Here is a 25,496-nt window from a genome sequence, read left to right on the forward strand (position 1 = left end):
GCGATTAGAGCTGCCACCAATCCGGATTGGGAGTATTTGTTGGGCAACATTTGCTTCCGGCGCACGATGTTAGACGCGTCATTCCGGCCCGTTATGTCCCCCATTTTACAATCGAATTGTGAAATTCCATGCGTTTGAATCGACAGCCCACGAATAAAAGTAAGGCCGCAACCCCGCATCGACCCGCGGTGGGTAAGACCTGTTTTGCCTTGGCAGTGTGTAACGTATTGGCACTGAGTCTGATTTGCCAGGCCGAGCCTGCCTTTCCCCCCGGCGGAGTGGCTCCCTCCGCTCCCCCTCCGGTTCCTTTGGTTGCCGGCGCAATGGCTTCGGGCACGCTCAGCGCTCCGCCACAGTCCGCAACCGCGACAACTTCCACTCCTCCTAGCCGCCCCTTACCCCCGATCCAACCGGGCGTATCTCGTCCGGGACGTTTGCGCCCTGGTACGCCAACGACTATAGCCGAACAGCGCGCCATTGAACAGCGCGCAGCTGAACAGCGGCTGTTTCAAGCTCCAAATTTGCAACCGCCCATATTGGCCACGCGTCCGGCGACCCCGAAGTTGTCCGCCGCAACCCCGGCGGTGGCAGCCCCTGGCAAGTCCGCGTTGACAACCCCCGACACACCGGGTGATACGGCGCAAAAACAGCCACCATCCACCGACAGCAATGATAAGCCGGCTTCTGCCGCGCCCGAGGTACTCTCACCAGGCCCCGCGAGCACGACAGAGCTTTCGCCGGAATTGCTGCGGCTGCGCGAGAAAATCCATCGCGTGCTTAGCATTTATGAACATCGCCAGCAAAATACCCGCGATAACAATTGCTGGGAGGTCATGCACGCCTTTGTGGCGTTTAATTCGCGAACGCAAATTCGCCGGAACCATCCCCAGGGTGAACCGGTCAACGCCATCGGTTGGCTGCTGTGGGGGCAACGTTGCCAAGGGCAGCCGATTTTGACGCTGCAAAACGGCCAACCCCATGCCGAGATTGGCGTCGGAGTGCAGGGGCACCCGGGGCAGCTTTTGGCCATCTTGGCCCAATCGCGCGTCAGCCTCGAGACCCCGCTCAAGATTCAGGGGCGCGATTTTACGCTGCGCGATCTGTTGGAGGCGGAAAAGCGGGACTGCCGTCCAAATACGGAATTAACCTTTCGATTGATTGCATTTAGCCATTACCTGGATTTGAACGAAACCTGGCGCAGTAGCGATGGGCAAGAATGGTCCATCCCGCGCCTGATCCAGGAAGAGCTAAAAGCGCCGATCCGCGGCGCGGCCTGCGGGGGCTGCCACCGGCTTTTTGGCCTGACGTATGCCTATCAACAGCGCATCAAACGTGGCGAACCGCTGGATGGCGAATACGCCAAGGCTAAAAAATATATCGAGGAATACCAGCGTTACGCCTGGTCGATCATGAACCCCGACGGCAGCTTTAGCACGAATTGGTTTTGGCGGGGAGAAAATCGCCCTGATGTCGACCGCAAAATTCAAACCACCGGCCACGTGTACGAATGGCTGATCATCGCCCAATCGCCGGACGAACTCCAATCCGAGCGCATGCAGCGCGGGATTGATTTTTTGGCCGAGAAATTATTGGCCGATCCCCGCCACAATTGGAAACTTGGCCCGCTGGGGCATGCCTTGCACGCGCTCATCATGTATGACGAACGGGTCTTTGGCCAAACCCGCTGGCAGCAGGAACGCCTGGCCATGCGCCCCGCGCCTGCCGTGGCAGGCGTACTAGAAAGGACAAAATCAGCTCCTGGATCCGCTATTTTGTCCCCACCTACGCCGCGGGCAAATGCGGGAGAGCCTATTCCGCAAGAGGTCAATGTTCCCCAACCGGGCGTGCCATCGCTCCAACCGGCAATCAAAAAACCAAGCCTTGCCACAGGGGATCCTCCTATGGCAAACTCCTCACCGGAGCAACAAATACCCAAAACATCGCCAGAAGTTGCCGACCCTGCAACCACCACCAAGAATCAGGATGTTCCCCAACCGATGCCCCCCCGGACCGACACCCCGCCAACCCTAGCTCCACCAGAAAACTTGATTCCCCGCGAGGAGGAGTCCGGGCCGGAACTTTCCCCGCGGGATGAAGGCCAAGCCGATGAACAACCGGCCAAGTAACCGCGATAACCGCCACCGGGCCGCTAAGACGGTTATTTCGTTGGCAAAAACGGGGGTGTCTCTCTGGCTCGGCGTCCCCCGCGTCCGGCGATGCCAATAAATGCGGTGGGACCGCGCGATTCCGCCGATTCTGGGGATTTTTCCGGCTTTTGCTCCTTGCGGAGTGGGTGATTGCGACGTAACATTCTGCGGAACTCTCTTCTTTCCGCGTAAATTGTGGCGGTTTTTGCATGATTTGACGGATTCCTTGAAACAACTTATTGGCCGTGGTCAAAGCCCAACGCATCACTGATCAATTTCGCGATATTGTCCAATTGGCGGCCAAATTAGCCCCCGAGGTGGACGCCGATGCGCTGATGGTGCTGGTGGATGGCCCGACCGACTGGGCTCAACTGAAACAACTGGCCGGGGACGCCCCCTTATTTGTCGCGGCCGATGACAAAACAGCCCTCGAAGGGAGCGAGGAAAGTGGCCTGCGGGGCGTCGTGCTGAACCTTCCGGACGCTCCCGTATATGAAAAGCTGACCCAAGCCCTGGTGGAAAGCGTGGCCGAGGAGATTTTGGCCCCGGGCTCGCGGGTCGTGGCTATCTACAGCGGGTTTGACGTGGGGACCATCGATAGCATGTCAGTCATTAACCTGAGCGAACACCTGGAGCGGCTGACTTCCCGCGATTTACGGCAAATCGAGACCAATGTCCCCCTGGAAACACTGAAATCGGTGGTGGACTTGGCGTTGGATATCGGCCGCGAGGGGCGCGAAGGCAAACCTGTTGGCACGCTCTTTGTCGTAGGGGATACCCGCCGTGTGCTGTCCAGCAGCCACCCCACGGGCTTTGACCCGGTCAAGGGTTACCAACGCAAGGAACGCCTGCTGTCCGACGCGCGGGTGCGCGAAGGGATCAAGGAGATCGCTCAGATGGATGGGGCTTTTATCATTTCCCCGGACGGAGTGGTGGAGGCCGCGGCGCGCTATATTGACGCGCCCGCCACGGGCTTATCGCTAAGCAAGGGGCTAGGCTCACGGCACTGGGCGGCCGCCGCCATTACCAAGGCGACCAAGGCTGTCGCCGTGGTCGTCAGCGAATCCAGCGGCACGGTGCGGATCTTTCAAGGAGGAGAACAAATCCTGCGGATCGAACCGTTCCGCCGCCCGATGAAATGGAAAGATTTTGAATATGAACCGCCGGGGGCAGAGTAAGGCATAGCATAATTTATCTTGCATGCCGCAAATTACCGCTCACTCACGCTGTTTTTTGGCTTAGGACGGTAAGACCTGTCCGAAAACTCTTCCCCCGTGCCGCGGGATGGGGAAAGGCGCGGGGCGGACAGCGGCCGCATCGCAACCAAAGCCGTTAAGAACATCCCTAATAAGAGTGCAACTCCTAGCACCAGCCAAAAAAGTTCGCCGTTCCCCTGTTGTTCCAGTCCATGCCGTAAATTCATCCCAAAAACCGTCGCCACGGTCATCAAGGGAAAAAAGAGCGCCGCCAGCAGATTCAGCCGATGCGCCGCCACCGACATCTCGTACCCGCGCAGGGCCAGTTGCTCACCCTGGGCAGCCACTAAAAAATCAAGTCCGTTTTTGGCGTCGTGATAAAGCAATTCCGCCTGCCGCTCGATTTCACCCGCCCGATCACGCACGGTAATCAGATCCCGCTGATCGGGCAACAGTTCCCGCGCGCTTTGCAAGGTGGCGTGCAGATTGCGTGAGGTGCGCTGCAACGGGACAATCGCCTGCAAGATTTCAAAATATTCACCGGCGACGGCGGCCTGCTGCAACTGCGTTTCCAGGCTATCCAGCTTATCGCCAAACTGCGTTACATGGTTCCGCAGCGCCCCTTGTCCCCCGCCTAGCGTGCTATGCCACTGACCCGCGGCATCCAGCCAAAAAAACCGCGCCTCGCGGGTTTTTTCATCTGGTCCTGGCGGGGCGTGCAGAATCAATAATAACTGCCCCTCCTCGGCCATCGCCCGCTGGCGACCGGCGCTCTCCCCCACGCGGGCTTGAATTTTCGCCGGTAACGCCCAGTGCGGCGGCAGGGCGGATTTACCCGGGGCACCGGTTTTGCCCAGTTGATTGGGAATTCCCGGTTGACTGGAATTTACTGTCTGCGCCATGATTCACCCCACAAGACAAGGTTTATCGGGCATGCTATGCGTATTCCGCCGTGGTGGGGCAATTCTTGGCAAAAATTGGCCGTCGTTTCCCGCGATTTGTATAAAAAATCAGGTAAAGAGCATGCTGACGCTCTCGTTGCGATGAATCCGCTTAATCGCCTGGCCTAGCAAAACCGAGACGGATAGAACTTTGATCTTGGGAATGGATTTGGCGGGATCCAGGGGAATGGTGTCGGTAATGACGACCGAGGCGATCGGCGATTCGGCAATTCGGCTGATCGCTGGACCGCACAGGACGCCATGCGTGGCGGCGACGTGGATTTCCCGCGCGCCGTGCTGATGGATGACCCGGGCGGCGCCGCAAATGCTGGAACCCGTGCTGATCATGTCGTCAAACATGAGCGCGATCTTGCCATCGACCGAAGCGCCGATGATATTTTCTTGTTTGGTGACGTCCGCGCTTAAGCGGCGTTTATCCACAATCGCCAAGGCCGCCCCCAACCGCGTGGCATGCCCCAGCGCCCGTTTGATGCTCCCCTCGTCGGCGCTCACCACCACCACTTCCTTCATGTCCAGCGCCAGTGTCTTAAAGTGGTCATTCAAGACCGGGGACCCGTACAGGTGGTCCACCGGCACGTCAAAAAACCCTTGAATCTGGGCGGCGTGCAGGTCCATCGCCAACACCCGGTCCGCCCCCGCCCGGGTGATGATATTTGCCACCAGCTTGGCCGTGATGGGGACGCGACCGGCGTCCTTGCGGTCCTGCCGGGCATAGCCAAAATATGGCAACACGGTCGTCACGCGATAAGCGCTCGCCCGTTTAAAGCTGTCGATCATGATCAACAACTCCAGCAGGTTTTCGTTGACCGGCGGGCAAGTTGGTTGAATCAGATAAATATCCCGTCCGCGCACGTCCTCGTCAATTTTGCAAGAGATTTCGCCGTCGGGAAAATTTCCCAGCGTGATTTTTCCCAGGGGCAAGCCCAAATAGGCGCAGATCCGCTTGGCCAAGTCGGGATTGGCCCGGCCGCTAAAAATTTTCAAATCACTCATGTTCACGCAGCGCGGCTTCAACCGCCAGCAGTTCCTCGGGAGTGTTAATGCTCAGGGCTTCGCTGGGCTTGAGCACCGCCAGGGCTTGCACGGATTTTCCCTGGCCTAGTAGGATGCCCGGCACATCGGTCAAATAATATTCCCGCTGGGCGTTGTTGTTGCCCAGTAGGTCCAATGCCCCCAGCAGATCCGCGCAGTGAAACAAGTAGCAGCTCATGTTCACTTCGGTGATTTGCCGCTGTTCGGGGGTGGCGTCTTTTTCCTCGACAATGCCGGTAAAATTTCCCGCCTGGTCCCGCACGATGCGCCCCAAGCCGTGCGGGTTTTCCCGCCGCGCCGTTCCCAACAGGCATGCCGGACGCAGACGCAGATACTCGGCAAAAAGTTCCTGGATCGAATCCGCCCGCGCCATAGGGGAATCCCCCGCCACCACCAACACCGCCGCGTCGGGATGAGAGGCCAGGGCCTGGCGGGCCATCATAACCGCATGTCCGGTCCCCAGTTGCTCTGTTTGTTCGACAAATGTCAGTTTCGGCTGGTTCCCCAGGGTCTGCCGGACATCCGCGGCCCGGTAGCCGATCACCGCAATCGTCTGGGCCACCCCCGCCCGCCGCAGTGTGTCCAGCACGTATTCGATCATGGGCCGGCCCAGCACGGGAACCAGCACCTTTGGCAGGTCGGATTTCATGCGCGTCCCCTTTCCCGCGGCCAGGACAACGGCAATCAAATTGGGTGCAGGCATGTATTTTATATTGGCGATTCGCCTATTATTGCCAAGAAAGGTTCCATTCGCATGACCATCGGACGTAAATTGCTCAGCGGCCCCAATTTAACAAAAATAAAGCATGTGGAACAGCGGGGAAGTGCCAGACGAGAGTTACCCTCCTAGCATACAGCAAAAAATACGCTTAAGTGAAATTCCAGGCATTTTCAGATGTCAAAGAAATTGCGGTTGTAAGTGGGGGCACCGCGCCAATTTTTTTCCGATAGAGTCTTTAATGGTTCACGGTATTTTGACAATGTGGGTTTCAGCAGTTTCATCATTTTTGTATATCCCAGAATTAATCATTATTCCCGCAGGTGCGGGTTAAAGGCCAAAATGCGGAATTTTGGTATCCACTGGAAAATTCATAAGAACACTAGGGTTATGCGGGATTAGACTGAGCCAGGGATCGTAAAAAACGGATTCATATAATGTGCTGACCACGGCTGGCGCAATTTCCGCTCTGAGACGGATGAATCGCGCGCGGTTGACTTTGTTTTATGAAAGAGTAAGCTAAAGTTTCAGATTTTGCGGGCGTAGCTCAGTTGGTAGAGCACTAGCTTCCCAAGCTGGACGTCGCGAGTTCGAGTCTCGTCGCCCGCTGTTTGATTGTTCTGCTAAGTTTCCCTCCCGTGCGGCCGTTTTGGCGTAGTTAAGATTTGCCGCCATTAAAACAGCATCTCGCCATTCTGCTGGCTGAATCAAGAATTGTTATTAAAACAAACAAGCCCAGGCTGCATGTGGCAACCTGGGCTTGATGTATTTTTCCAGACTAAAAGTTAGGTGTGGTAAAATCCTGTCGCCAAACTAGACAGCCTGTTGCTTGCGGCGCAGGCCGTATCCAGCAAGGCCGACCACGCCCAGGCCCAACAATGCCCAGGTGCCCGGTTCTGGCACAGGAGTGGGGTACTGGCGAATGGTAAAGTTGCTAAAGTTGGGGAACGTAGGGATGTTCGGCACGTCAATCCGAACGACATAGCTTTGGGCACCCAGGCCATGGATGCCACCGGTAAAGACCAAGGTGTCCTCGTCGGGCGCGAGAATCGTCGTCAAACCGCCATTGGTCGAAGGAGGAGTATCATAGGTAGGATTGTCAAAGTCCAACCCGTCGCCCGGGACAGACTGGACAAACCCGGCGCCGGTGCCGTAGCCCAAGACCATGGTGTAAGTGTTCCAGGGTACGAACGTGTTGTTATCGACGGATTCAAACAACGTGTATTCGGTTACGCCATTAGTCGGCGCGACTCTAAATTCAATGTCGATATAATCATTAAAATCGAAACGCTTGAGCGGGACGGCAATGTTGTTGTCCCCCACGCCGGGAGCGGGGACATTGTCATTGTCGATGTTGATGGTATTGATGGCGGGAATGGCCACAACACCTAAACCGGGTCCGGTGGCTGGCTGGGGACCAAAAATGGTTACCCCGCTAATGACACCAGCGGATGCGGTCGAAGCGCACCAAGAGAGTGCGGCGACCAGAAAGCCCCAACTGCCCGCGCGCCGCAGCGCGTCATAAGAAACGTTCATGAGCGGTGTCCTTCAAAAGTAAAAAAACAGTACAGTAGCGTTATCCTAAGATGAAATCCTGTGTAAACCGGATATATTCCGCAAATCCTCCCCCATGAGAATCTTCCCTATAGTAACAAGACACCCCCCCAGGATGTCCAGTGTTTGGTCAAAAAATAATAAAAAAACCTCCAAATACCCAAGCAATTTTATGGACAATCAGGTCCTTTTTGAGCAATTGGCTTTAACTCATCTAAATTTTAATCATAAACAGGTCTCTCATAGCCGTTATTGTTAATATAAAAATCCCAAAAATTGCTAGCGGTACGATAATAAACACTCCGGTCGCAATTACCACGTTAAAAAAACCGTACCAAATGATCTCCCTCCACGTTAGGTCGTCAGACGCCTTATTTTTCGCCTGTTTTCCAATGTGTTCGTCTACGATACGCGGGGATTCATACGGATTCATGGTCGGCTGGGCGGAGCTAAAGGCAGGAAACTAACACCAACTATGCCAATATTCCCTTGACAACTTCGCCATGCACATCCGTTAAACGAAAATCCCGTCCCTGGGAGCGATATGTTAATTTGGTGTGGTCCATCCCCAGCAAATGCAACAAAGTTGCGTTTAAGTCGTGGACATGCACGCCGTCACGGGCGACATTAAACCCAAATTCGTCCGTTTCTCCCCAAGTGATCCCCGGTTTAATCCCGCCCCCCGCCAGCCAAATGGAGTAAGAGCGATTGTGGTGGTCGCGGCCGTCATTCCCCCCCTGGACCATGGGCGTGCGGCCAAATTCGCCTCCCCACACAACCAGGGTGTCCTCTAGGAGTCCCCGTTGTTTCAGATCTCGGACCAGGGCGGCGCTGGCTTTATCGGTAGCTTCGCAGTTCCGTTTGACGCCGTTCTTTAGGTCACCATGCTGGTCCCAAGCTTCGTGTAGCAATTGCACAAACCGGACACCACGTTCGATCAGCCTCCGGGCCAAAAGGCAATTCCGCGCATACGATGGCTGTTTGGGGTCAGCGCCATACATGTCCAAGGTGTCTTTAGTCTCTTGCCGCAGGTCCATTAGTTCAGGCGCGCTGGTCTGCATGCGATACGCCATTTCATACGCTTCGATCCGGGCAGCAATTTCCGGGTCTCCCGTTACCGCCGACTGCATTTCATTTAACTTGCGCAGCGAATCCAGCGATTCCCGCTGTAGCGTACTGTCAAAGCCCCGTGGGCTGGAAAGATACAACACCGGGTCCCCCGTCCCGCGAAAAGGCACACCCGTGTAGACCGTCGGCAAGAATCCGCAGCCCCAATTTCCCGCCCCGCCGCTGGTCCCATTTGCCGAACTAAGCACCACATAGCCGGGAAGTTCGGTCGCTTCGCTCCCCAGGCCATAGATGGTCCAGGCTCCAAAGCTGGGACGCCCAAATTGCTGCGAACCGGTGTTCATCAGAATTTGAGCCGGAGCGTGGTTGACGGCGTCGGTATGCAGCGAACGGATAATGCAAATGTCATCGGCAATAGCCGCCGTATGGGGCAAAATCTCGCTCAGCCAATTCCCCGACTGGCCATGTTGGGCAAATTTGTACCGGGGTCCGAGTAATGCCGAATTGGGGTGGATAAAGGCCGCGCGGTATCCTTTGAGCAGTTCTGGCGGGGGCAATTTGCCGTCCCATTCGGCTAATTTTGGCTTGTAATCAAACAGTTCGAGATGACTAGGCCCGCCCGCCTGAAACATATAAATCACGCGCTTGGCACGGGGAGCAAAATGCGGCGCGCGGGGGGCCAGGGGAGACGCCTTGCCCGAGGCTGATGTCTGGGGATTGGCCTCGGCTGCTTCCACGGTATAACCTGATTGGGCCAAGAGCGAACCCAGGGCCATTGATCCCAGACCGACGCCGCATTCCCGCAGAAACCACCGCCGGGCAAGTTGCGCGGCCGCGCTTGTGCCCGTGGTGGGGGAGGGGAGCGGGAAGGGGGAATTAGGTAAATTGTGATCTGGCTTTGCTGGCATGATGCGTCAATTTTTGGAAAGAGTCTCGTCAAGGTTTAACACAATGCGGGCCGCGACCGTCCAGGCCGCGACATCGGCGGGGGTCACATTTTCCGGTAGCGGCGGAATATCACCATTTGCCCCAAAGGCAATTTCACGGGGGATCACCCAACCGTCAGCGATGCGCGCGCGGGCCTGGGCCATTAAGCGGGCGATTTCGGCAATTTCTGGTTCTTGGGGCGTCCGGGCGGTACAGAGGCGAAACAGATGCACCGTGCGGGCGGCGTCATCCGCCGGAGCCTCGCGCAGCACCCGCAACGCCAGTGCCTGGGCCGCCTCGACAAAGACTGTTTCGTTAAGACTGGTCAAGGCCGCCAGGGGCGTATTTGACCGGGGCCGCCGCACACAGGCGGTCTCGCCCGTGGGAGCGTCAAAGCTAGCCATGACCGGATCGGGCATGGAACGACGACGAAACATATACAAGCTGCGACGGTAACGCTCGGGAGCCGTGGCGGTCTTCCAAAAGTCGATCGCCAGATAACTTTGGGAAAATAAACTGTCTGGGACCGGTGGAAAAAAGCTTGGTCCGCCGATTTGGTCATGCCGCAAACCAGCCGCGGAAATCGCTACATCGCGAATCACCTCGGACTCTAGCCGAAATCGCGGCCCCCGCGCCAAAAGTCGGTTGGTCGGATCACGGTCGAGCAATTCCCTACTTGCAGCGGAAGATTGGCGGTAAGTTCGGGAAAGTACAATGAGTCGTAACAGGCGTTTGAGCGACCAAGCTCCCTCACGCCGGCCCTCTGTCGGAAGGAGAGGGAGAGCTGAGGAACCCTCACCCCGGCCCTCTCCCAGGGGGAGAGGGAGTGCTAAGGAAGGTTCCATGAACTCCACGGCTAGCCAGTCCAGTAGTTCCGGCTGATGGGGGAGGCTAGCCCGCACGCCAAAATCCTCCGGCGTGTCAACCAAACCCTGGCCAAAAAGCGTCTGCCAGACACGATTTACCGCCACCCGCGCAGTCGTGGGAGAGCGCCGATCCACGAGCCATGTTGCCAGTTCCAATCGGTCCGCCGGGGTTGTTGACGCTAGCGGATGCAAAAATGCGGGCGTTCCCGCCGCGACTGTTCGACCGGGTTTTTGCCAGTCGCCACGTTGATAGACGGGAGTTTGACGTTGCCAGACCCCCTCGCGAACAGCCAAATTTAAAACCGATGTTCCCTCGGGATAATCCCGCCAGAACGCGGCGATTTTGTCGGTGGTTCCGAGAACAGCCTGCGCAAAAGGGGATTGATCCTCACTGGCCAGGGAATCACGGGCGCTAGCCAACCAAGCCGCAAAAATCGTCGCCTGTTCCGCCGGTGCGCGCTCGCTGGGATTTTTTGACAGCATCGCCGCGAATGACTGACTTAGCGTGTCATTAGCCGCAGCGGGTTGATCCGTCACGCTCAGCCGAAATCGCCCCAAAAATTGATTATGCCGACCATGGGCGTCGTTGCCGCCGTGTCGATATTTTAAGGTGACCCGCAGTTCGACCGGTTTGTCAAAGGTCACGCCGTTTCCCTCGCCCAGTGTCAAGACCGCGGTGGACTCGGTATGCCGCCGTCCCGGTCCCCGATCGCACCCCCAGGCGGTATCTTCCTTGCCATCGGCTAAAAAGCTAGCTGGTCCGACCACGCGTTTGTCATCGTTTCCTTTGCGAAAGAATTCTTCCAAGGGACGTTCCGCCTCGGCAAAATCCGCCGTCACGGATTTGATCGGTATCCGCGTCCAAGCATCTTGCGTCCCCGCGGGACGCTGTTCGATCTCTAGTTCACTAATGGCAAACGTCCCTTTGATGCTGCGACCCGGACCGTTAAAAGGCAAATCTCCCTGCAATAGCGCCTCCAGGCGCAGCGCGGTCACTTTGCCCGCCGGGTGGGGCGCTGTCACCCGTAATTCCCCCGTCGTCGGGCGAAAGCCCAACGTCAAAATCGAGGCATCGGTCAAGATCTCGGGATGGGCCAGGCCCCCTTCCCAGATGGCGTCCGTCCCCTTCAGCGGTTGCCATGCGACGCGCTGGTCGCGCTGGGTTTGCTCCCAATTGGCCAATCTTTCCGCCCAATCCGCAACCGCCGCGCGAAAGGAATCCGCCGTAGCGGCGATATCACGCTGCAACTCAGCGATTTTGGCTTGTTCATCCGCTGAATAAACGTGGTTGAAGGCCTCGTAATCGTTATTGAGATACGCCAGTAGTTTGTAATATTCTTCGTGGCGGATCGGGTCAAATTTGTGCGTATGGCATTGAGCGCATTGGAGCGTCACGCCCAGCACCGCTTTGCCCAAGCAATCCATCCGGTCAAACAGACCCTCGAGGCGGTATTGCTCATAGATGATCGCCCCTTCTTCGCTGACCATGCTGTTTCGCAAAAAACCGGTCGCCACGCGCAAGTCCTGAATCTCCGCCGGGGTCAGTTTTTCCGCTTGGCGCCGGGCGATAATGTCTCCCGCCAGTTGCTGAATAATAAATTGATCGTAGGGCAAATCCCGGTTGAGCGCGCGGATCACCCAATCCCGCCAGGGCCACTGAATACGGGGCAAGTCTTTTTCGTAACCGTCGGTGTCGGAATAGCGGGCGGCGTCCAACCACCAACGGGCCCAACGCTCGCCAAAATGGGGCGAGGCCAATAGCCGCTCGACCTGCTTTTCGTACGCTTCCGGAGCGCTATCCGCTAAAAAGGCGTCTAACTCGGCAATCGTCGGCGGCAAACCCGTCAAATCCAATGACAATCGCCGGAGCAACGTCGCCCGATCCGCCTGGGGAGCGGGCTGCAAACCGTTTTGCCGCAAGCGGATCGCCACCAGGGCATCGATAGGATTCTCTAGGCTGCCAAACGCGGTTTTTTCGGCGGCGGTGAAAGCGTTGACGTCCGGTAAAGCCGGTCTAACGGGAGCTTGGAACGCCCAATGGTCGACTTTGGTTGATTTGCTAAGTTCGTCCGGCCAGTTGGCCCCTTGCTCGATCCAATCGCGGATAAGCGAGATTTGCTCGGCGGACAGGGGATCTCCCTCTCCGTCGGGTGGCATGGCGGAGTCTTTATCGGTCCGCATGATCCTGGCCAACAGGGGGCTGGCGGCGCTTTTGCCGGGAACAATCGCCGGTTCGCCCGATTCCCCTCCGGCGAACGTGTTGGATTTGACATCGAGCCTGAGGCCCCCTTGTTTTTGACGGTCGTCGTGGCACTTCATACAGCGATCTTGCAGGATCGGCAGAATTTGCGTGGCAAAGTCGATGGGTTTTAAGGGGGTAGAACTTGGCTGGGGAGTTTCACCCAGACAAGTTGTTCCCGCGCATAGCAACACAATAACCGCCATCCCGGCGAATAGTTTGTCACGAAAAAATCGTACTACCCCGGAACTAGCCAACTCGGCAGTATTCATCAATAAAAGACTACTCATTTGCATGGGCGGGTCGCGGATCGGGAAAACGGGTTATGAACCAAGCCGTAACAAAAGCGCGGGGTCTATGGCAGGCAGGGCATTTTACCACAGTAAGAGTCCCCATATTATAACAGCAAGTGCGCATAACACCTAAATAATATCCGCACAGTACGGCAAACCTCACGACCCGCTGGGGGGAAGATCCTAGGGTCCAGGCAGTGATTTTGATTGCAGTTTTTCGATCGCCCAGGCGGAGACCGCGCGGACGAGTTCATCCGGGTCGGCGGTACCCTGTGTTAGCGCGGGGATGGCCCGTGTTTCCCCCTGATTGGCCAGGACGATGGCCGCGTTGCGCAGCAGTCCCCGGCGTTTGGCCCGCCAAAGGGGGGTATGGCGAAAGCGTGTGGCAAATTGCTCGTCCGTCCAATAAAACAGCTCCCCTAGTTCCACGGCTGGTCCGCCAGCCGGTGGTTGCCAGGCGGGGTCGGTGGTGGAAGGGACTTTGTTATTCCAGGGGCAGACCATTTGGCAAATATCGCAGCCCCAAAGCCAGTCGCCAATGCGCTGGCGGTCGGTTTCGGACAGCGCGGTGCGGGTTTCGATAGTCAGGTAACTGATACAGCGGGTGGCGTCCAGCACATACGGTTGGACAAAGGCATTGGTGGGGCAGGCGGTCAGGCACGCGGTGCAGGTCCCGCAGTGATCCGCGGCAAACGGCTGATCCGCGGGAAGCGGCACATCGCTGACGAGCGCCGCCAGAAAAAACCAACTGCCGTAATCGCGGTTGAGTAACAGCGTGTTTTTGCCTATCCAGCCCAATCCGGCCAGTTGGGCAAACTCTCGTTCAAGCAGCGGGGCGGAGTCGGTCACACCGCGGCAGCGGCAGCCTGGGACAAGGGTGCGCAATAACTCGCATAGCGTATCCAGCCGCCGCCATAACTCTTGGTGATAATCGACGCCCCAGGCATAGCTGGCGACGCGTCCCGCTCCTTCCGGCGGAGGTGTGTCCGATGCCGGCAGATAGGGCATAGCCAACAGCAGCAAGCTACTCGCGCCGGGCAGAACCAGATTAAGATCCCGATAGGCCGGCAGACGCTCGGCAAAGTAGTGCATCTCGCCAGCATAACCCGCCGCCAGCCAGGCTTGCAGCGCGTCATACCCCGGGGGAGTCGCTGCGGGGGTGATGCCCGATAAGACAAAGCCCAGCTCGCCCGCAGCGGACTTTAGCTGTTTGGCGACATCGGCAAGGTCGAGGGTCAGAGCCACGAGAATTCCCCTCGAAAAGCAACAGGCAATTAATCCTAACAGGCTGGGGGGAAAAATCTCAAATCCAAAATCTCAAATTTAAATTGTAAAAAACAAAACCCAAATACCAAAAACTAAAAACCGGCCCCATCTCGCCGCGTCTTGGGCCACAGCATACACAGGCCTATCCCGCCAAAATAGAGCAGAATGAGCGGTATCATCAATAAAAAGATGGAGTAGGGGTCCGCGGGGGTCAGCACCGCCGATAATACTGTAATGACTAAAATCGCAATCCGCCATTTTTCCAGATACATCTCGACTGTGACGATGCCGATCCGCTGCAAGAACAGCATCACTAGCGGCAGTTGAAAGCTGATCCCAAAACCCAACGGCAGCAACAACGCAAAACCCAGCCATTCGTTAATGCGCGGGTCGGGATCGATCCCCAACGATCGATTAAAGTCGAGCAAAAACTCCAGCACCGGATCAAAGACAAAGAAAAACGCGGTGGAGGCCCCTAGTAAAAACAGCCCCAGGCTGAACGGCAGAAAAATATAAACGTAACTGCGTTCGTGGGGGTACAAACCGGCCGCCACGAATGTCCAAAGCTGATAAAACACCCAGGGGCTGGAAATCACAACAGCCAATAATAAAGAGGCTTGAAACCAGATCATAAAGCCTTCTTGGACGTTCAGGCTTTTGGGCTTTAGCCGGTTGTCATTTTTTACCGACCGCCAGATAAGCATCGGCGAGAGTTGCGGTCGATAATGGGCCGCCAGCCGGGGGTACGCGGCGACCAAGATTCGGCGGTTAAACTGCTCGACCTCGTAGGGTGTCAGCGTGGAGAGCTTTTGGCCTTGGGACCGCATTTCCTCGCTCAAGCCGGGAAACGCCGCTGGCGTGTACAGATCGGGCTGGCGCAGCAATTTGTGAATCCCCAGGATTAATTCCCCAAAGCGGTCCAGCGAAGCCGCCGGTTGATCGACCCGCCACTGAAATTCCCCGCGTAAATGCGCGGGCAACCGCGACTGGACGCGTTGCAGGGCGGCTATGGTCTGGGCAAAAGCGGTCAACTCCGCCGACTGGTTCGCCGCCGGATCGGCGGGCTGAAAAATCGGCAACGCGCTAATATCCGTGGCTGTCTCGTCCAGGATCAACCGACGCAGCGCGTCCTTTTCCACATAAACCAGTTCAAAGACCATGTCCCAGTCGATCAACGCTGCGGCTTGCTCCGGCGTGACCGTGCCGTTGATCTGGCGAATATCGATCAGCGACTGCTCTTGGTAATAGGTCTCGAGCGCGCGGATCAGTGGCGTTTGAATAAACGCCACCACATTGTTCCCAAAGTAGCAGCCGATCAACAGTCCCACGACCAAGCCTAGCCCCGCGCGCACCAAGGCCCCGCGCAGTTCCTCCAGGTGTTCCCCAAAGGTCATCGTGCTATCTTGGAATAAATCGTCGTGCTGCGGACGCATCATTACCGCCAAAAAGGTTTGCCCCCGCCGCGTCAATCGTGCGCTGGACTGGGGGACACACGTCCCGGGGACCTACGCGTTTGCCTGGCATGGACGGGATTTGTGCAAAAGCCGCACACTCTCTCCGGGAATCCCCGTGGTGCGGCGCACCAAGGTACGATCCCCCCCGCAGGAGCCAAAATTCCAGCATATCATGCGGCCAAATCCTCGGCAACGCGGGGGATTTGCTTTTCGCCCGCTCCCGCATGGGTTATAGTAATAAGCGGCGCGGAGAACTTACCAAATCGGGCAATTTCTTGTGAACTGTATGCCGCATGATATTGGGCGCTTGACCAACTGGCAAAACTTTGCATTGCGGCTCTGCGGCGTGGCGTGCGGCTGGATGTTAGTAGGCTGGCCAGGGACGTTTTTTGACACAGCCATCGCCCAAGAACTGACCAGCGAACTGCGAGTGGACGAGATCACCCAGGCGGTAAGGGCCAAGCTGGACCGGGCCGCGGCCGCCACGCGCGAGGAACTGTGGGAGGATGCGCTCGATCTGTATACAGAACTGCAATCCACCGCCGGAGAGCAACTATTACGGGAAGGGCCTTCGCGCTGGATCACCTTGCGACACTACTGCCAGCGACAACTGGCCGCACTCCCCCCCGCGGGACTAATAGCCTATCGCGAACGCGTCGACCCCCAAGCCCGCCAATGGTACCAGGCTGCCGCCGCCAACCGTGATCGCGCCGGACTGGCGAGGCTCACCCGCAATTATCTGGCCAGCAGTTGGGGGGGACCCGCGTTCTGGCTCTTGGGGGAGTTACACCTGGAAAAAGGCTCGCCCCAACGGGCGCGCGAGGCTTGGGGACAATTGCTAGCGCCGGAAAAATCTCCGGAGGAATTCAACGAGTATTTGAAGTCGCTTTTTCCCGCGACAGAAGTCCCCTTGCAACCCACGGCGGCGGATATCTCCGCGCGGTTGATTCTCTGCACTCTGGCCCAAGGTGATTTTCCCCTGGCCCGGCAAGAGCTTGACAACTTTGCCAAAGCTTATCCCGCCGCACCCGGAAAATTAGGTGGCAAAAGCGCGCCGTGGAGCGAATTGCTGGGGGGGGAGTTAGCCCGCCGCCAGGAGGCAGTAGCAGCCGAGTGGGAACAAACCCCCAACAACCTGGCTGGCCAGGCGCGGCCCCCCTGGTCGGTCCAGACATTTGCCGGCAATCCCGCGCGCAACTTTATAGGCCCCCAAACGCCTTGGTTGCGCTCCATGGCGTTTCCCTCCCCTATCTCCCTGGGCGAGCCGCGGCGGGCGGCTCCCGATTGGATTCGCCTGCTCCATTGGCCTAACCACCCCCCCACCGAAGATTACCAGGGCTTATTGGCGACAGTGCCGGTCTTGGCGGAGCCGTATTTGGTGTGGTGCGACGAATATCGCGTGTTTGCCTGGGACCTGCGCACCGGCAAACCAGCCTGGCCCAGCCCTCGACGTCAACCCGGAGAGATTTTTGTCTCTCCGCTGCTGGAGCAACACGAATTGATGGCGGATCGGCTAGGAAATTTGGCATTAGCGGCACGGGGAATTAGTACCTGGGGGATCCCGCGGTTTACGGTGACAGTGCGGGGAAACCTGGTCCTCGCGCGGTTGGGCTGGCCCGTAACCAATTCTTCCATCGAGGTCGATCAAATCGCCGCCAGCCAGATCGTCTGCTTGGATTTGGATCGCCAGGGGTATGAACTTTGGTCGATATCTCCTCCGGGCGAGCGCTGGTCATTTGCGGGAACGCCCGTTTGCGACCGCGACACGGCGTATGTGGCCCTGCGCTACCGCGATGCCCGTCCCCAGTGGCATGTGGCGGCGTATGATTTGGCCACGGGACGACCCCGGTGGCGACGGTTTGTTTGCGCCGGAGAGCGGCTGGTTCCCGGCAATCTTGATGAAGTTCTTTTACCCCTGTTGACCCTGGGCGATGGCAGGGTGTTTCTGGCCACCCAGTTGGGGGCTGTCGCCGCATTATCCACAGAAACGGGTGAGCTTGACTGGATCAGCCAATACGATCGTTTGGCCACTCTACGGAATAGCCCGACGCTGTTTCGCGATTTGGCTCCTCCCGTTTCAGAACCGGGGCGTGTTTATGTGGCCCCGCTGGATTCCGCGGCGGTTTGCGCCTTTGAGGCCGCCACCGGCAAGTTATTATGGAATAATCCGCAGCTACGCGACGTGGTTTATTTACTCGGCACGTCGCCCCAGCAGCTTATCGGCACGGGACGCAAAGTCTGGTGGATCGATAAACTGACCGGCCGGATCATGGCGGAATTTCCCGACACTACCCCCGCCGATACCGCCGCGGGCAAAAGTGTGGGGCGGGGTTTTTTGGCCGGAGGGTCGATTTACTGGCCACGGCGGGACGGGCTGTACATCTTGAATGCCACGGCGGACATCACCGCCGGGGCTTTGGAAGGGAACACGGCGGCTCAATCTGATTCAGCGGCGATCACAACTCCCCACTCCTCATCATTGATCGCTCGTCCGCCGCATCCCTGGAGCGCCATACATGGAGAACTGCATGGGGGGCATTTAGTTTACGGAACGCGCCACACCCTGGTGGCGGATGCGACCCGCATCTGGTGCCTGGGCGAACCCTTAGCACCAGGGGAAAAGCCTTTGCCGCCACCCCAGCCCCGCCAGTCACAATAAAAAATTGCTTCGGCTCGGCCACTAATTTCGCTGGGAATCCCGCCGGGACTAATGTTACAATACGGTTTTGTGCGACTTTGGCAGCCGCCTGACACACGCCCCATCTTATTTATCCCCTGGCCTCGCGTGGCAACTATGTCCGAAAACGAAGATTTAGCCGCGCTCCACCGCCTGCGCGAAGGATGGGAGCGGCTGCGCCAGGAACTTTCTAAAACAATCGTCGGCCAGCAAAGCGTCATCGAACAACTGCTGATCGCCCTGGTGGCCCAGGGGCATTGCCTATTGGTGGGGGTGCCGGGATTGGCCAAGACCCTGCTGATCCGCAGTCTGGCCGAGGCTTTAACCCTGGAATTTCGCCGGATCCAATTTACCCCGGACCTTATGCCCACGGACATCACCGGGACCGAGGTAATCCAAGAAGACAAAGCGACGGGGGAGCGACATTTTCGATTTTTGCCGGGGCCGATCTTTGGCAATGTGTTATTGGCGGACGAGATCAACCGCACGCCTCCCAAGACCCAGGCGGCGCTGCTTGAGGCGATGCAAGAACGCCAAGTGACGGTGGGGGGGACGCGGCATTTGTTACCGAGTCCGTTTTTTGTGTTGGCGACGCAAAATCCAATCGAACAAGAAGGAACGTATCCCCTGCCAGAGGCGCAGCTAGACCGCTTTATGTTTATGGTAAAGGTGGATTACCCGGCCGAGGAAGAGGAACTGGAAATAGTTAAACGGACCACCAGCGACGCTCAGCCCAAAATCGTCCCCACCTGGGGAAGCGAACAAATCCGCGAATTTACCACGATCGTGCGGCGGATACCCATTGCCGACCATTTAACGCGTTTTGCATTGCAACTGACGCGGCTGAGCCGGCCGGGATCACCAACCGCCCCGGATCTGGTCCGGCAATACGTGACATGGGGGGCGGGACCGCGGGCGAGTCAATTTTTGGTCTTGGCCGCCAAAGCCCGCGCCGCGCTGCAGGGGAGGGCGCATGTCATGACCGAGGACATTCAGGCGGCCGCGCTTCCCGTATTAAGGCACCGGATCGTGACAAATTTCCACGCGGAGGCGGAAGGGATCGACGCCGACACGGTGATCGAACGTTTGTGGCAATATGTGGCCGAACGGGACCAAGAGGGATTACGTGAACCCATCGCGCGCGTTTTGCGATCCTGAATTGCTGGCCGGCATATCCAGCCTGGAATTACGGGCCCGCCGCATTGTCGAGGGCTACGTCAGCGGCCTGCAGCGCAGCCCCTGGCAGGGCTTTTCGGTCGAATTCGCCGAACACCGCGAGTATGTCCCCGGCGACGACCTGCGCCATGTCGACTGGAAAGCCTACGGCAAAACCGACAAAATTTATATCAAGCGCTACGAGCAAGACACCAACCTGATTTGCTATCTGGCTCTGGACGCCAGCGAAAGCCTGCTCTATCAAAGCCCGCAGGCCCCCTGGACCAAATGGGACTGCGCCCGGACCATCGCCGCGGCGCTTTCCCATTTAATTATGCGCCAGCAGGACAGCCTGGGCTGGGCGATTATCGCCGACGAACTCCGCCAAGTCGTCAGACCCTCGGGCTCCCCGGCACAGGGACGGCAATTCATCGACGAGCTGGGACGCCTTTCCGCGGCTGGTCCGACATCGCTGGGTAAGCTGCTCGCGCAATTAGCTGAACGCTGGAACCGCCGGGGCGTCGTGGTGGTCATCAGCGATTTGTTTTGTGATTTAAGCGAATTGCTGACGGGACTGCGGCGCTTGCACTATCGCCAGCATGATGTGATTGTGTTGCAGGTTCTGGATCCGGCGGAATTGGATTTTCCCTTTGCGGAGGACTGTGTCTTTTTGGATATGGAGGGTGCCGATCGCCTGGCGGTGGACCCCCAATTACTGCGTACGGGCTATCTGCGGGAACTTGAACTGCACAATCGCAGCGTCCGCGCCAGTTGCCGGGAATGGGGGTGCGACTTTTTGCAAATCCGCACCACCGATCCGCTCGACCTGGCCTTGGCCGCCTTGCTAAATCGCCGCGTCCGTCAGACTAAGATTTAATTACCGGAACGCGGCATCGCCGCGCGGGCCATGTTATTTGCCTGGGGATTTACCGACGCGGCGCTCTTGGGTTGGCTGGCCGCCGCCCTTGCGCCGTTGATATTGCACCTCTGGCGGCGGCGGCAACGTCGGGAAATCCCCTGGGCCGCCATGCGGTTTTTGACCGCGGCCTATAATAAACAAGCGCGGCACTTACGCGTGCGGCAATGGCTGCTCATGGCCCTGCGGATGTTGATTCTGGCCTGTATCGCGCTGGCAGCCGCCCGCCCTTTTTGGAACTCCACCCAACTGACCCCGGTGGAGAACCAACCGACGCTATCACTGTTGGTGGTGGATGTTTCCTACTCGTTGGGAGCCGTGGAAACCGCGGAACAGCGCCTGCGTCTGGCTAAAAACCAGCTTGTCAAATTAGTCGAGGGTTCCCGCGCGGGAGACGGTTTTTGTCTCATTCAGATGGGGTCGGCGCCGCGCGTGGTTATTTCCCAACCGACTCCCGCGCGGGCCAGCGTGCTTCGCGAAATCGAAGCCGTGCAGCTCAGCCAAAGCCCCGCCGATGTCCCCGCCACGCTTACCGCGCTCTCCCGACTGTTGCAATCTCCCGCCGTGCGCGGCAGTGCGTATCCCCGCCAGAGGATTGAAATTGTCACCGACCTGGGCCGCAATAGCTGGCAATCCCTGCAAACACCACCAGGAAGCGCGGCGCTCGAACAACTATCGCTGGCCGGGGGGGACGACGCCCTGATTCGCGTGTGGGATGTCGGTACAACCACGCCCAACAACGTGGCTGTGGAAAGCCTGACACCCGGCGCATCCTTGCCGTTTGTCCGCCAAGCCATCCCGCTGTCGGCCACGCTGAGAAATTATGGCAACCGCCCGCAAACGGTGCGGGTCGAGTTTTTGGTTGCTGGCGTCTTACACCAGGAATGGACGCTTACGTTAGCCCCCCGCGCCGCGCAATCGCTGGCGTGGGAGCATCGCTTTGGCCAGGGGGGCTGGCACGGCTTGACGTTGCGCTGTCAGGGAGATGATTTATCGACGGATAATCAACGTTTTGCCGTGTGCCACGTGCGCGAACAAGCGCGGGTGCTGATCGTTAATGGTCCCGCGGCTCCCCCTTCCGCGAATTATTTGCGCTATGCCCTGGAGGCGATCTCGGTGGGGGACGGTCCCGGCGCCTCTCCGCGAGTCACCGCGCAGGTCGCCACCGAGGCCGCCTGGGGGACGCTGGATCTCACTAAATTTGACGCGATTTGGTTGGCCGATGTGGCCCGCCTTTCCCCTTCCGAACACCGTCTGTTGCGCGAATATCTGGCCCGTGGGGGAAAGGTGGCTTGGTGGCTGGGGCCGCGTGCCCGTCCGGATGCTTTGTTCCCGACGGCAACCCCGGATCAAGCTTCCCTGTGGCCTGCGGAAATAGGGGAACAACAAGCCGCGGGGGAGACCGCCTGGCGAATCGATCCCCGTGAATACAAACATCCCATCGCCAAAATTTTTGCCGGTCAAGAACGCGCGGGACTGCGACAAACACCACTCTATGCTTATTGGCGGTTAAGCCCCCGGCAATCCGCCAACGTTGAAATACCGCTAGCGGTGCAGGGGACCGGCGATCCGCTGGTCGTGATTGGACGTGGGGCCTGGCGGGGAACGGCCATGGTCGCTATTCCCCCCCATCTCGAGGTTGCCGCCAGCGGTAATGAACAACCCGCGCGCCCCTGGTCGTTGATGCCCGCCTTGCAAAGTTTTCAACCGATTGTGCAGTCACTCTTGGAGTACCAATTAGCCCAGGACAATCTTACACGGCAAATTATCGTTAATGAAACCCTGGCGGGTCCCTGGTTCCCCGGCGATCCCCTGCCGGCAACCTTGCAACCCGTCGACAAACCCACGGAGGTTCCCCCATCCGGCGATTTACCTTCCACTTCCGCAGCTGCCGGCACTCGTGTTCCGCTCCAAACCCAAGTCGATCCGCGCGACCCCGCGTGGCAACGCTGGCAGTCCGATCCCCTACCAGCCAGCGGCATCTACCAGGCGCTCTCACCCGAGCATCCGCCGGAACTATTTGCCGTCAATGTCGATACGCGGGAAAGCGACCTCACCCCCTATGAACCGGCGGGATGGCCCACGGGATGGCAGGTTAACGCCAGCGAGACCGATCCCCTGGCCAGCGGCGGGTTGTTTTACCAGCGCGGCGGCTTGCACGAATATTTGCTCTGGCTGGCCTTGGCCCTGGCGGTGGGGGAAAGTTGGCTTGCCTGGAGTCTGGGAAGGAATGCGTCATGAATGATCAACAAGCCGCCTGGTGGTGGAAGTGGCTCTTACCCGCCTCCGAACAAGCGGGGGATTGGGTTTGGTCGTGGGAACGAACGGCATCTTGGTTGCCAAGTTTGCTTTTGCTGGTGTTGTTATTCGCGGGGGGATTTGCCGCCTGGCTTTATTCCACCGAAAAATCCGCCCCCCAACTTCGCCGGGGATTTTTGTGGGGCCTGCGGATGCTGGCCTATGCCTGCTTGATTCTCATGCTGGCGCAGTGGACCGTGTTGCGGCAACGGACCGGCCTCCCCACGCTGGTAATTGTATTTGATGATTCCGCCAGCATGGCGTTGGTGGAACCCCAAACCACCCCCGCCGAGCAATCCGCCTGGAAGCAGCGCATTGCCAGTGCGGGGCTGGACCAGCCCACGCGTCTGGCGTTAGCGCAGACACTGCTTTTGGAACATCAGGGGCGCCGCTGGCGGGACCTGCAGGCGCATTATCGACCCGAGATTTACCTCTTGAGCGAAGTCATGCGGCCGGTCGCCGGGGATGAATTTGGCAAGTTAGCGAATTCCCCTGTCAATCAGTCCCCCGTCCCTCCGGAAAAACAGCCTCCCCCGCCGGATCAGTTGCCTAGTGGCGCTGACGCGAATAAAACCTCCGACCCCCTGGCATTGCTAAAGGCCGTCCAACCAGTGGGAAAGACCTCCCGGTTGGGGGCTGGCGTTCTGCAACTGCTAGAGGAACGCCGGGGCAATCCCCCCAGCGCCATTGTGATTTTTACCGACGGCGTCACCACCAGCGGGCCGGAAATCTCGGCCGCCGCCACCACCGCCCGTCGCCAGGGGGTGCCGTTGGTTACCGTGGGCGTCGGAGGCGCGACCGAGATGCAAGACCTGGCCCTAGGGGAGATCACCGCCGAGGAATACGCCTTTGTGCGGGACGCCATCACGCTGGAGACGACGGTGGCCAATAGCGGGTTTGCCCCGCAAACCGTCGAGTTGATTCTTTCCGCGACCAATTCCCCGGAACCTTTGGTCCAACAATCCGTCCCCCTTCCCGCCAACGGCCAACGCGCGCGGGTGCGCCTGACCTGGCGTCCTCCGGCGGTGGGGGATTATGAGTTAACGCTGGCTTTGCCGGTATTGCCCGGTGAACAGCGGAGCGATAATAATCGCCGCGCGCACGTCCTGCATGTCCGTGACCAACGGTTGCGGGTGCTCTTGGTCGCGGGCCAGCCCAGCTATGATTATCGTTATCTCAAGGAACTTTGGCTGCGGGAAAACTCGATCGAGCTGCGCAGTCATTTGCAATCGGCCGATCCCGATTTTTTAGAGACCAATAAAGCGGGCGAATTGATCACCCAGGCCCGCCTGCCGGAAACCGCCGCCGAGTTTGCCAAATTTGACTGCGTGGCGCTGGTCGATGTGGAACTCGAACTGTTTGCCCGGGGAACAAAAAACGCGCTGGCCGAATACGTGGCCCAACGCGGGGGAAACGTGATTTTTTTGGCTGGCCAAAACCATTGGCCCAGCGATTGGGGAAATGAACCCTTGGCGGACTTGCTGCCCATCGATCCGACGGCGGCGGCGTGGTCAGCCAGCGGCCTCGTTCGTCCCGCCGATCCGGCCAAGGACGGCACGTTGTTGACCTTGCCCGCGGATGCCCCCCCCAGCGAAGAATTTCGCGTTCAACCGACAGAGCTGGGCCTGGGAAAACCCTTTTTTCAGTTAGGGGCAACGGTGGCGGAAACGCAGTCCCTGTGGCGGGCTCTGCAGCCCTGGACCGCTTGGCTGGAATGCCGCCAGCTTCGTCCCGCGACGCAGGTCTTGGCCGTGCACCCAACCGCGCGGGGACCGGATGGCCAACCCTGGCCGCTGATCATGTTCCGCTTAAGCGGATCGGGCAAGGTGCTCATGCATGCCGGCGATGAAACTTGGCGCTGGCAGGCGCGGGGGGGCCAAAAGATCTTTTCCCGTTACTGGACGCAGGCCCTGCGTTACCTATGCCGGGCAAAACTGGTCTCTCGCGACCAGCCCGCGCGGTTGCTTACCGACAAAGACGAATACCAAGATGGCGAGCCGGTGCTGGTGGAAGTTCGCTTTGCCGATGAATCACTGGCCGCGGGCCTGGGGGAATTGCCGTTAACGCTGGAACTGCCAGATGGCACAGAGCGCACGGTGACGCTGCTAGCCAAACAAGACAATCCCGCCGCGCTCTTGGCGGAATTGACCCGTTTGCCCGCGGGAGAGTACCTGGCGCGGGTGCGCGACGAAGGACGAAAGCTCAACCTGACCGCGGGTTGGCGCATCCGACCCCCGCCGGGCGAGCGTGAACGGACCCAACTGAACAGCGCGGAACTGATCGCGGCGGCCGAACAGTCCAAGGGAAAATATTATCCGCTGGCCGTAGCGGATAAACTGTGGGAGGAACTTCCCCCTGGCCGCCCCCTCCCCGCCGAAAGCCTGCCTCCCTTTCCCCTGTGGAACCGCTGGCCCATCCTGGCCTGCGCCCTGGCGTGCTTTATTCTCGAATGGTGGCTCAGAAAGCGCTGGGGTCTGGTCTAATGTAGCCATCTCACTCCGTGAGATGAACAGCATCTCATTCAGCCTGCAGCGTCAGCAAGGGACAGGAGCGCGGGAGACGAGGGACGGGAGACGAGAGGCGGGAGACGGGAGACGGGAGACGGGAGACGGAAGACAAGGGGTGGTGGTCCGTGGCGAGGGGCGTGGAAAAATAAACAAAGCCGCCGATGGTATCGGCGGTCTGCTATGAGGGACGAGAGTTTTTGGTTTGACGTAACGCCGGGGTC

Annotated in this window: 15 protein-coding genes and 1 tRNA gene; 8 read left to right on the plus strand and 8 right to left on the minus strand. The window is 58.6% G+C overall.

Going from position 1 to position 25,496, the window contains the following annotated elements; translation table 11 throughout:
• Nucleotides 1–128 precede the first annotated feature (128 nt).
• A complete protein-coding gene (locus tag SFX18_05575; GenBank protein ID MDX1962602.1) occupies nt 129–2,126 on the plus strand; it encodes a hypothetical protein in 1,998 nt (665 codons plus the stop codon).
• A gap of 266 nt (nt 2,127–2,392) precedes the next feature.
• The gene (locus tag SFX18_05580; GenBank protein MDX1962603.1) at nt 2,393–3,325 is read left to right on the plus strand and encodes a diadenylate cyclase; all 933 of its coding nucleotides are present in this window, start codon (nt 2,393–2,395) and stop codon (nt 3,323–3,325) included.
• Nucleotides 3,326–3,357: 32 nt separating this feature from the next.
• Here the strand turns inward: SFX18_05580 and SFX18_05585 are convergent, their stop codons facing one another.
• The 3 genes from SFX18_05585 to SFX18_05595 form a co-directional block, all read right to left on the minus strand.
• Entirely contained in the window at nt 3,358–4,245 is an 888-nt protein-coding gene (locus SFX18_05585; GenBank protein MDX1962604.1) for a CorA family divalent cation transporter, read from the minus strand.
• A gap of 108 nt (nt 4,246–4,353) precedes the next feature.
• Nucleotides 4,354–5,298 carry a ribose-phosphate pyrophosphokinase gene (locus tag SFX18_05590; GenBank protein MDX1962605.1) on the minus strand — a complete coding sequence of 315 codons (945 nt, stop codon included), beginning with the start codon at nt 5,296–5,298 and terminating at the stop codon, nt 4,354–4,356.
• On the minus strand, nt 5,291–6,040 hold the full coding sequence (locus SFX18_05595) for an NTP transferase domain-containing protein (GenBank protein MDX1962606.1): 750 nt from the start codon (nt 6,038–6,040) through the stop codon (nt 5,291–5,293). The genes SFX18_05590 and SFX18_05595 overlap by 8 nt, the downstream gene beginning before the upstream one ends.
• Before the next feature lie 551 nt (nt 6,041–6,591).
• Between SFX18_05595 and SFX18_05600 the strand changes: the two genes are divergently transcribed.
• Nucleotides 6,592–6,664, plus strand: a tRNA-Gly gene (locus SFX18_05600).
• Between the two features lie 204 nt (nt 6,665–6,868).
• Here the strand turns inward: SFX18_05600 and SFX18_05605 are convergent.
• The 5 genes from SFX18_05605 to tatC all read right to left on the minus strand — a co-directional run bounded on the left by SFX18_05605 (nt 6,869) and on the right by tatC (nt 15,704).
• Nucleotides 6,869–7,591, minus strand: a complete 723-nt coding sequence (locus tag SFX18_05605; GenBank protein MDX1962607.1) for a PEP-CTERM sorting domain-containing protein — start codon at nt 7,589–7,591, stop codon at nt 6,869–6,871.
• A 491-nt stretch (nt 7,592–8,082) separates the two neighbouring features.
• The gene (locus SFX18_05610) at nt 8,083–9,585 is read right to left on the minus strand and encodes a DUF1501 domain-containing protein (GenBank protein ID MDX1962608.1); all 1,503 of its coding nucleotides are present in this window, start codon (nt 9,583–9,585) and stop codon (nt 8,083–8,085) included.
• 6 nt (nt 9,586–9,591) lie between these two features.
• On the minus strand, nt 9,592–13,005 hold the full coding sequence (locus tag SFX18_05615; GenBank protein MDX1962609.1) for a PSD1 and planctomycete cytochrome C domain-containing protein: 3,414 nt from the start codon (nt 13,003–13,005) through the stop codon (nt 9,592–9,594).
• Between the two features lie 180 nt (nt 13,006–13,185).
• Entirely contained in the window at nt 13,186–14,247 is a 1,062-nt protein-coding gene (gene queG / locus SFX18_05620) for a tRNA epoxyqueuosine(34) reductase QueG (protein MDX1962610.1), read from the minus strand.
• Between the two features lie 113 nt (nt 14,248–14,360).
• Nucleotides 14,361–15,704, minus strand: a complete 1,344-nt coding sequence (gene tatC / locus SFX18_05625; GenBank protein ID MDX1962611.1) for a twin-arginine translocase subunit TatC — start codon at nt 15,702–15,704, stop codon at nt 14,361–14,363.
• Nucleotides 15,705–16,008: 304 nt separating this feature from the next.
• On the opposite strand from tatC, the gene SFX18_05630 reads away from it, so the two are divergent.
• The 5 genes from SFX18_05630 (at nt 16,009) to SFX18_05650 (ending at nt 25,251) form a co-directional block, all read left to right on the plus strand.
• On the plus strand, nt 16,009–18,381 hold the full coding sequence (locus SFX18_05630; GenBank protein MDX1962612.1) for a PQQ-binding-like beta-propeller repeat protein: 2,373 nt from the start codon (nt 16,009–16,011) through the stop codon (nt 18,379–18,381).
• A gap of 135 nt (nt 18,382–18,516) precedes the next feature.
• Nucleotides 18,517–19,557: a MoxR family ATPase gene (locus SFX18_05635; GenBank protein ID MDX1962613.1), complete on the plus strand. Its 1,041-nt coding sequence runs from the start codon at nt 18,517–18,519 to the stop codon at nt 19,555–19,557.
• Complete coding sequence (locus SFX18_05640; GenBank protein MDX1962614.1) at nt 19,526–20,431, plus strand: DUF58 domain-containing protein; 906 nt, start codon at nt 19,526–19,528, stop codon at nt 20,429–20,431. Before SFX18_05635 ends, SFX18_05640 begins: the two co-directional genes overlap by 32 nt.
• 30 nt (nt 20,432–20,461) lie before the next feature.
• A complete protein-coding gene (locus SFX18_05645) occupies nt 20,462–22,711 on the plus strand; it encodes a BatA domain-containing protein (protein ID MDX1962615.1) in 2,250 nt (749 codons plus the stop codon).
• Nucleotides 22,708–25,251, plus strand: a complete 2,544-nt coding sequence (locus tag SFX18_05650) for a VWA domain-containing protein (GenBank protein ID MDX1962616.1) — start codon at nt 22,708–22,710, stop codon at nt 25,249–25,251. Before SFX18_05645 ends, SFX18_05650 begins: the two co-directional genes overlap by 4 nt.
• Nucleotides 25,252–25,496 lie beyond the last annotated feature (245 nt).

The organism is Pirellulales bacterium (assembly GCA_033762255.1).
Classification (GTDB): Bacteria; Planctomycetota; Planctomycetia; order Pirellulales; family JALHPA01; genus JANRLT01.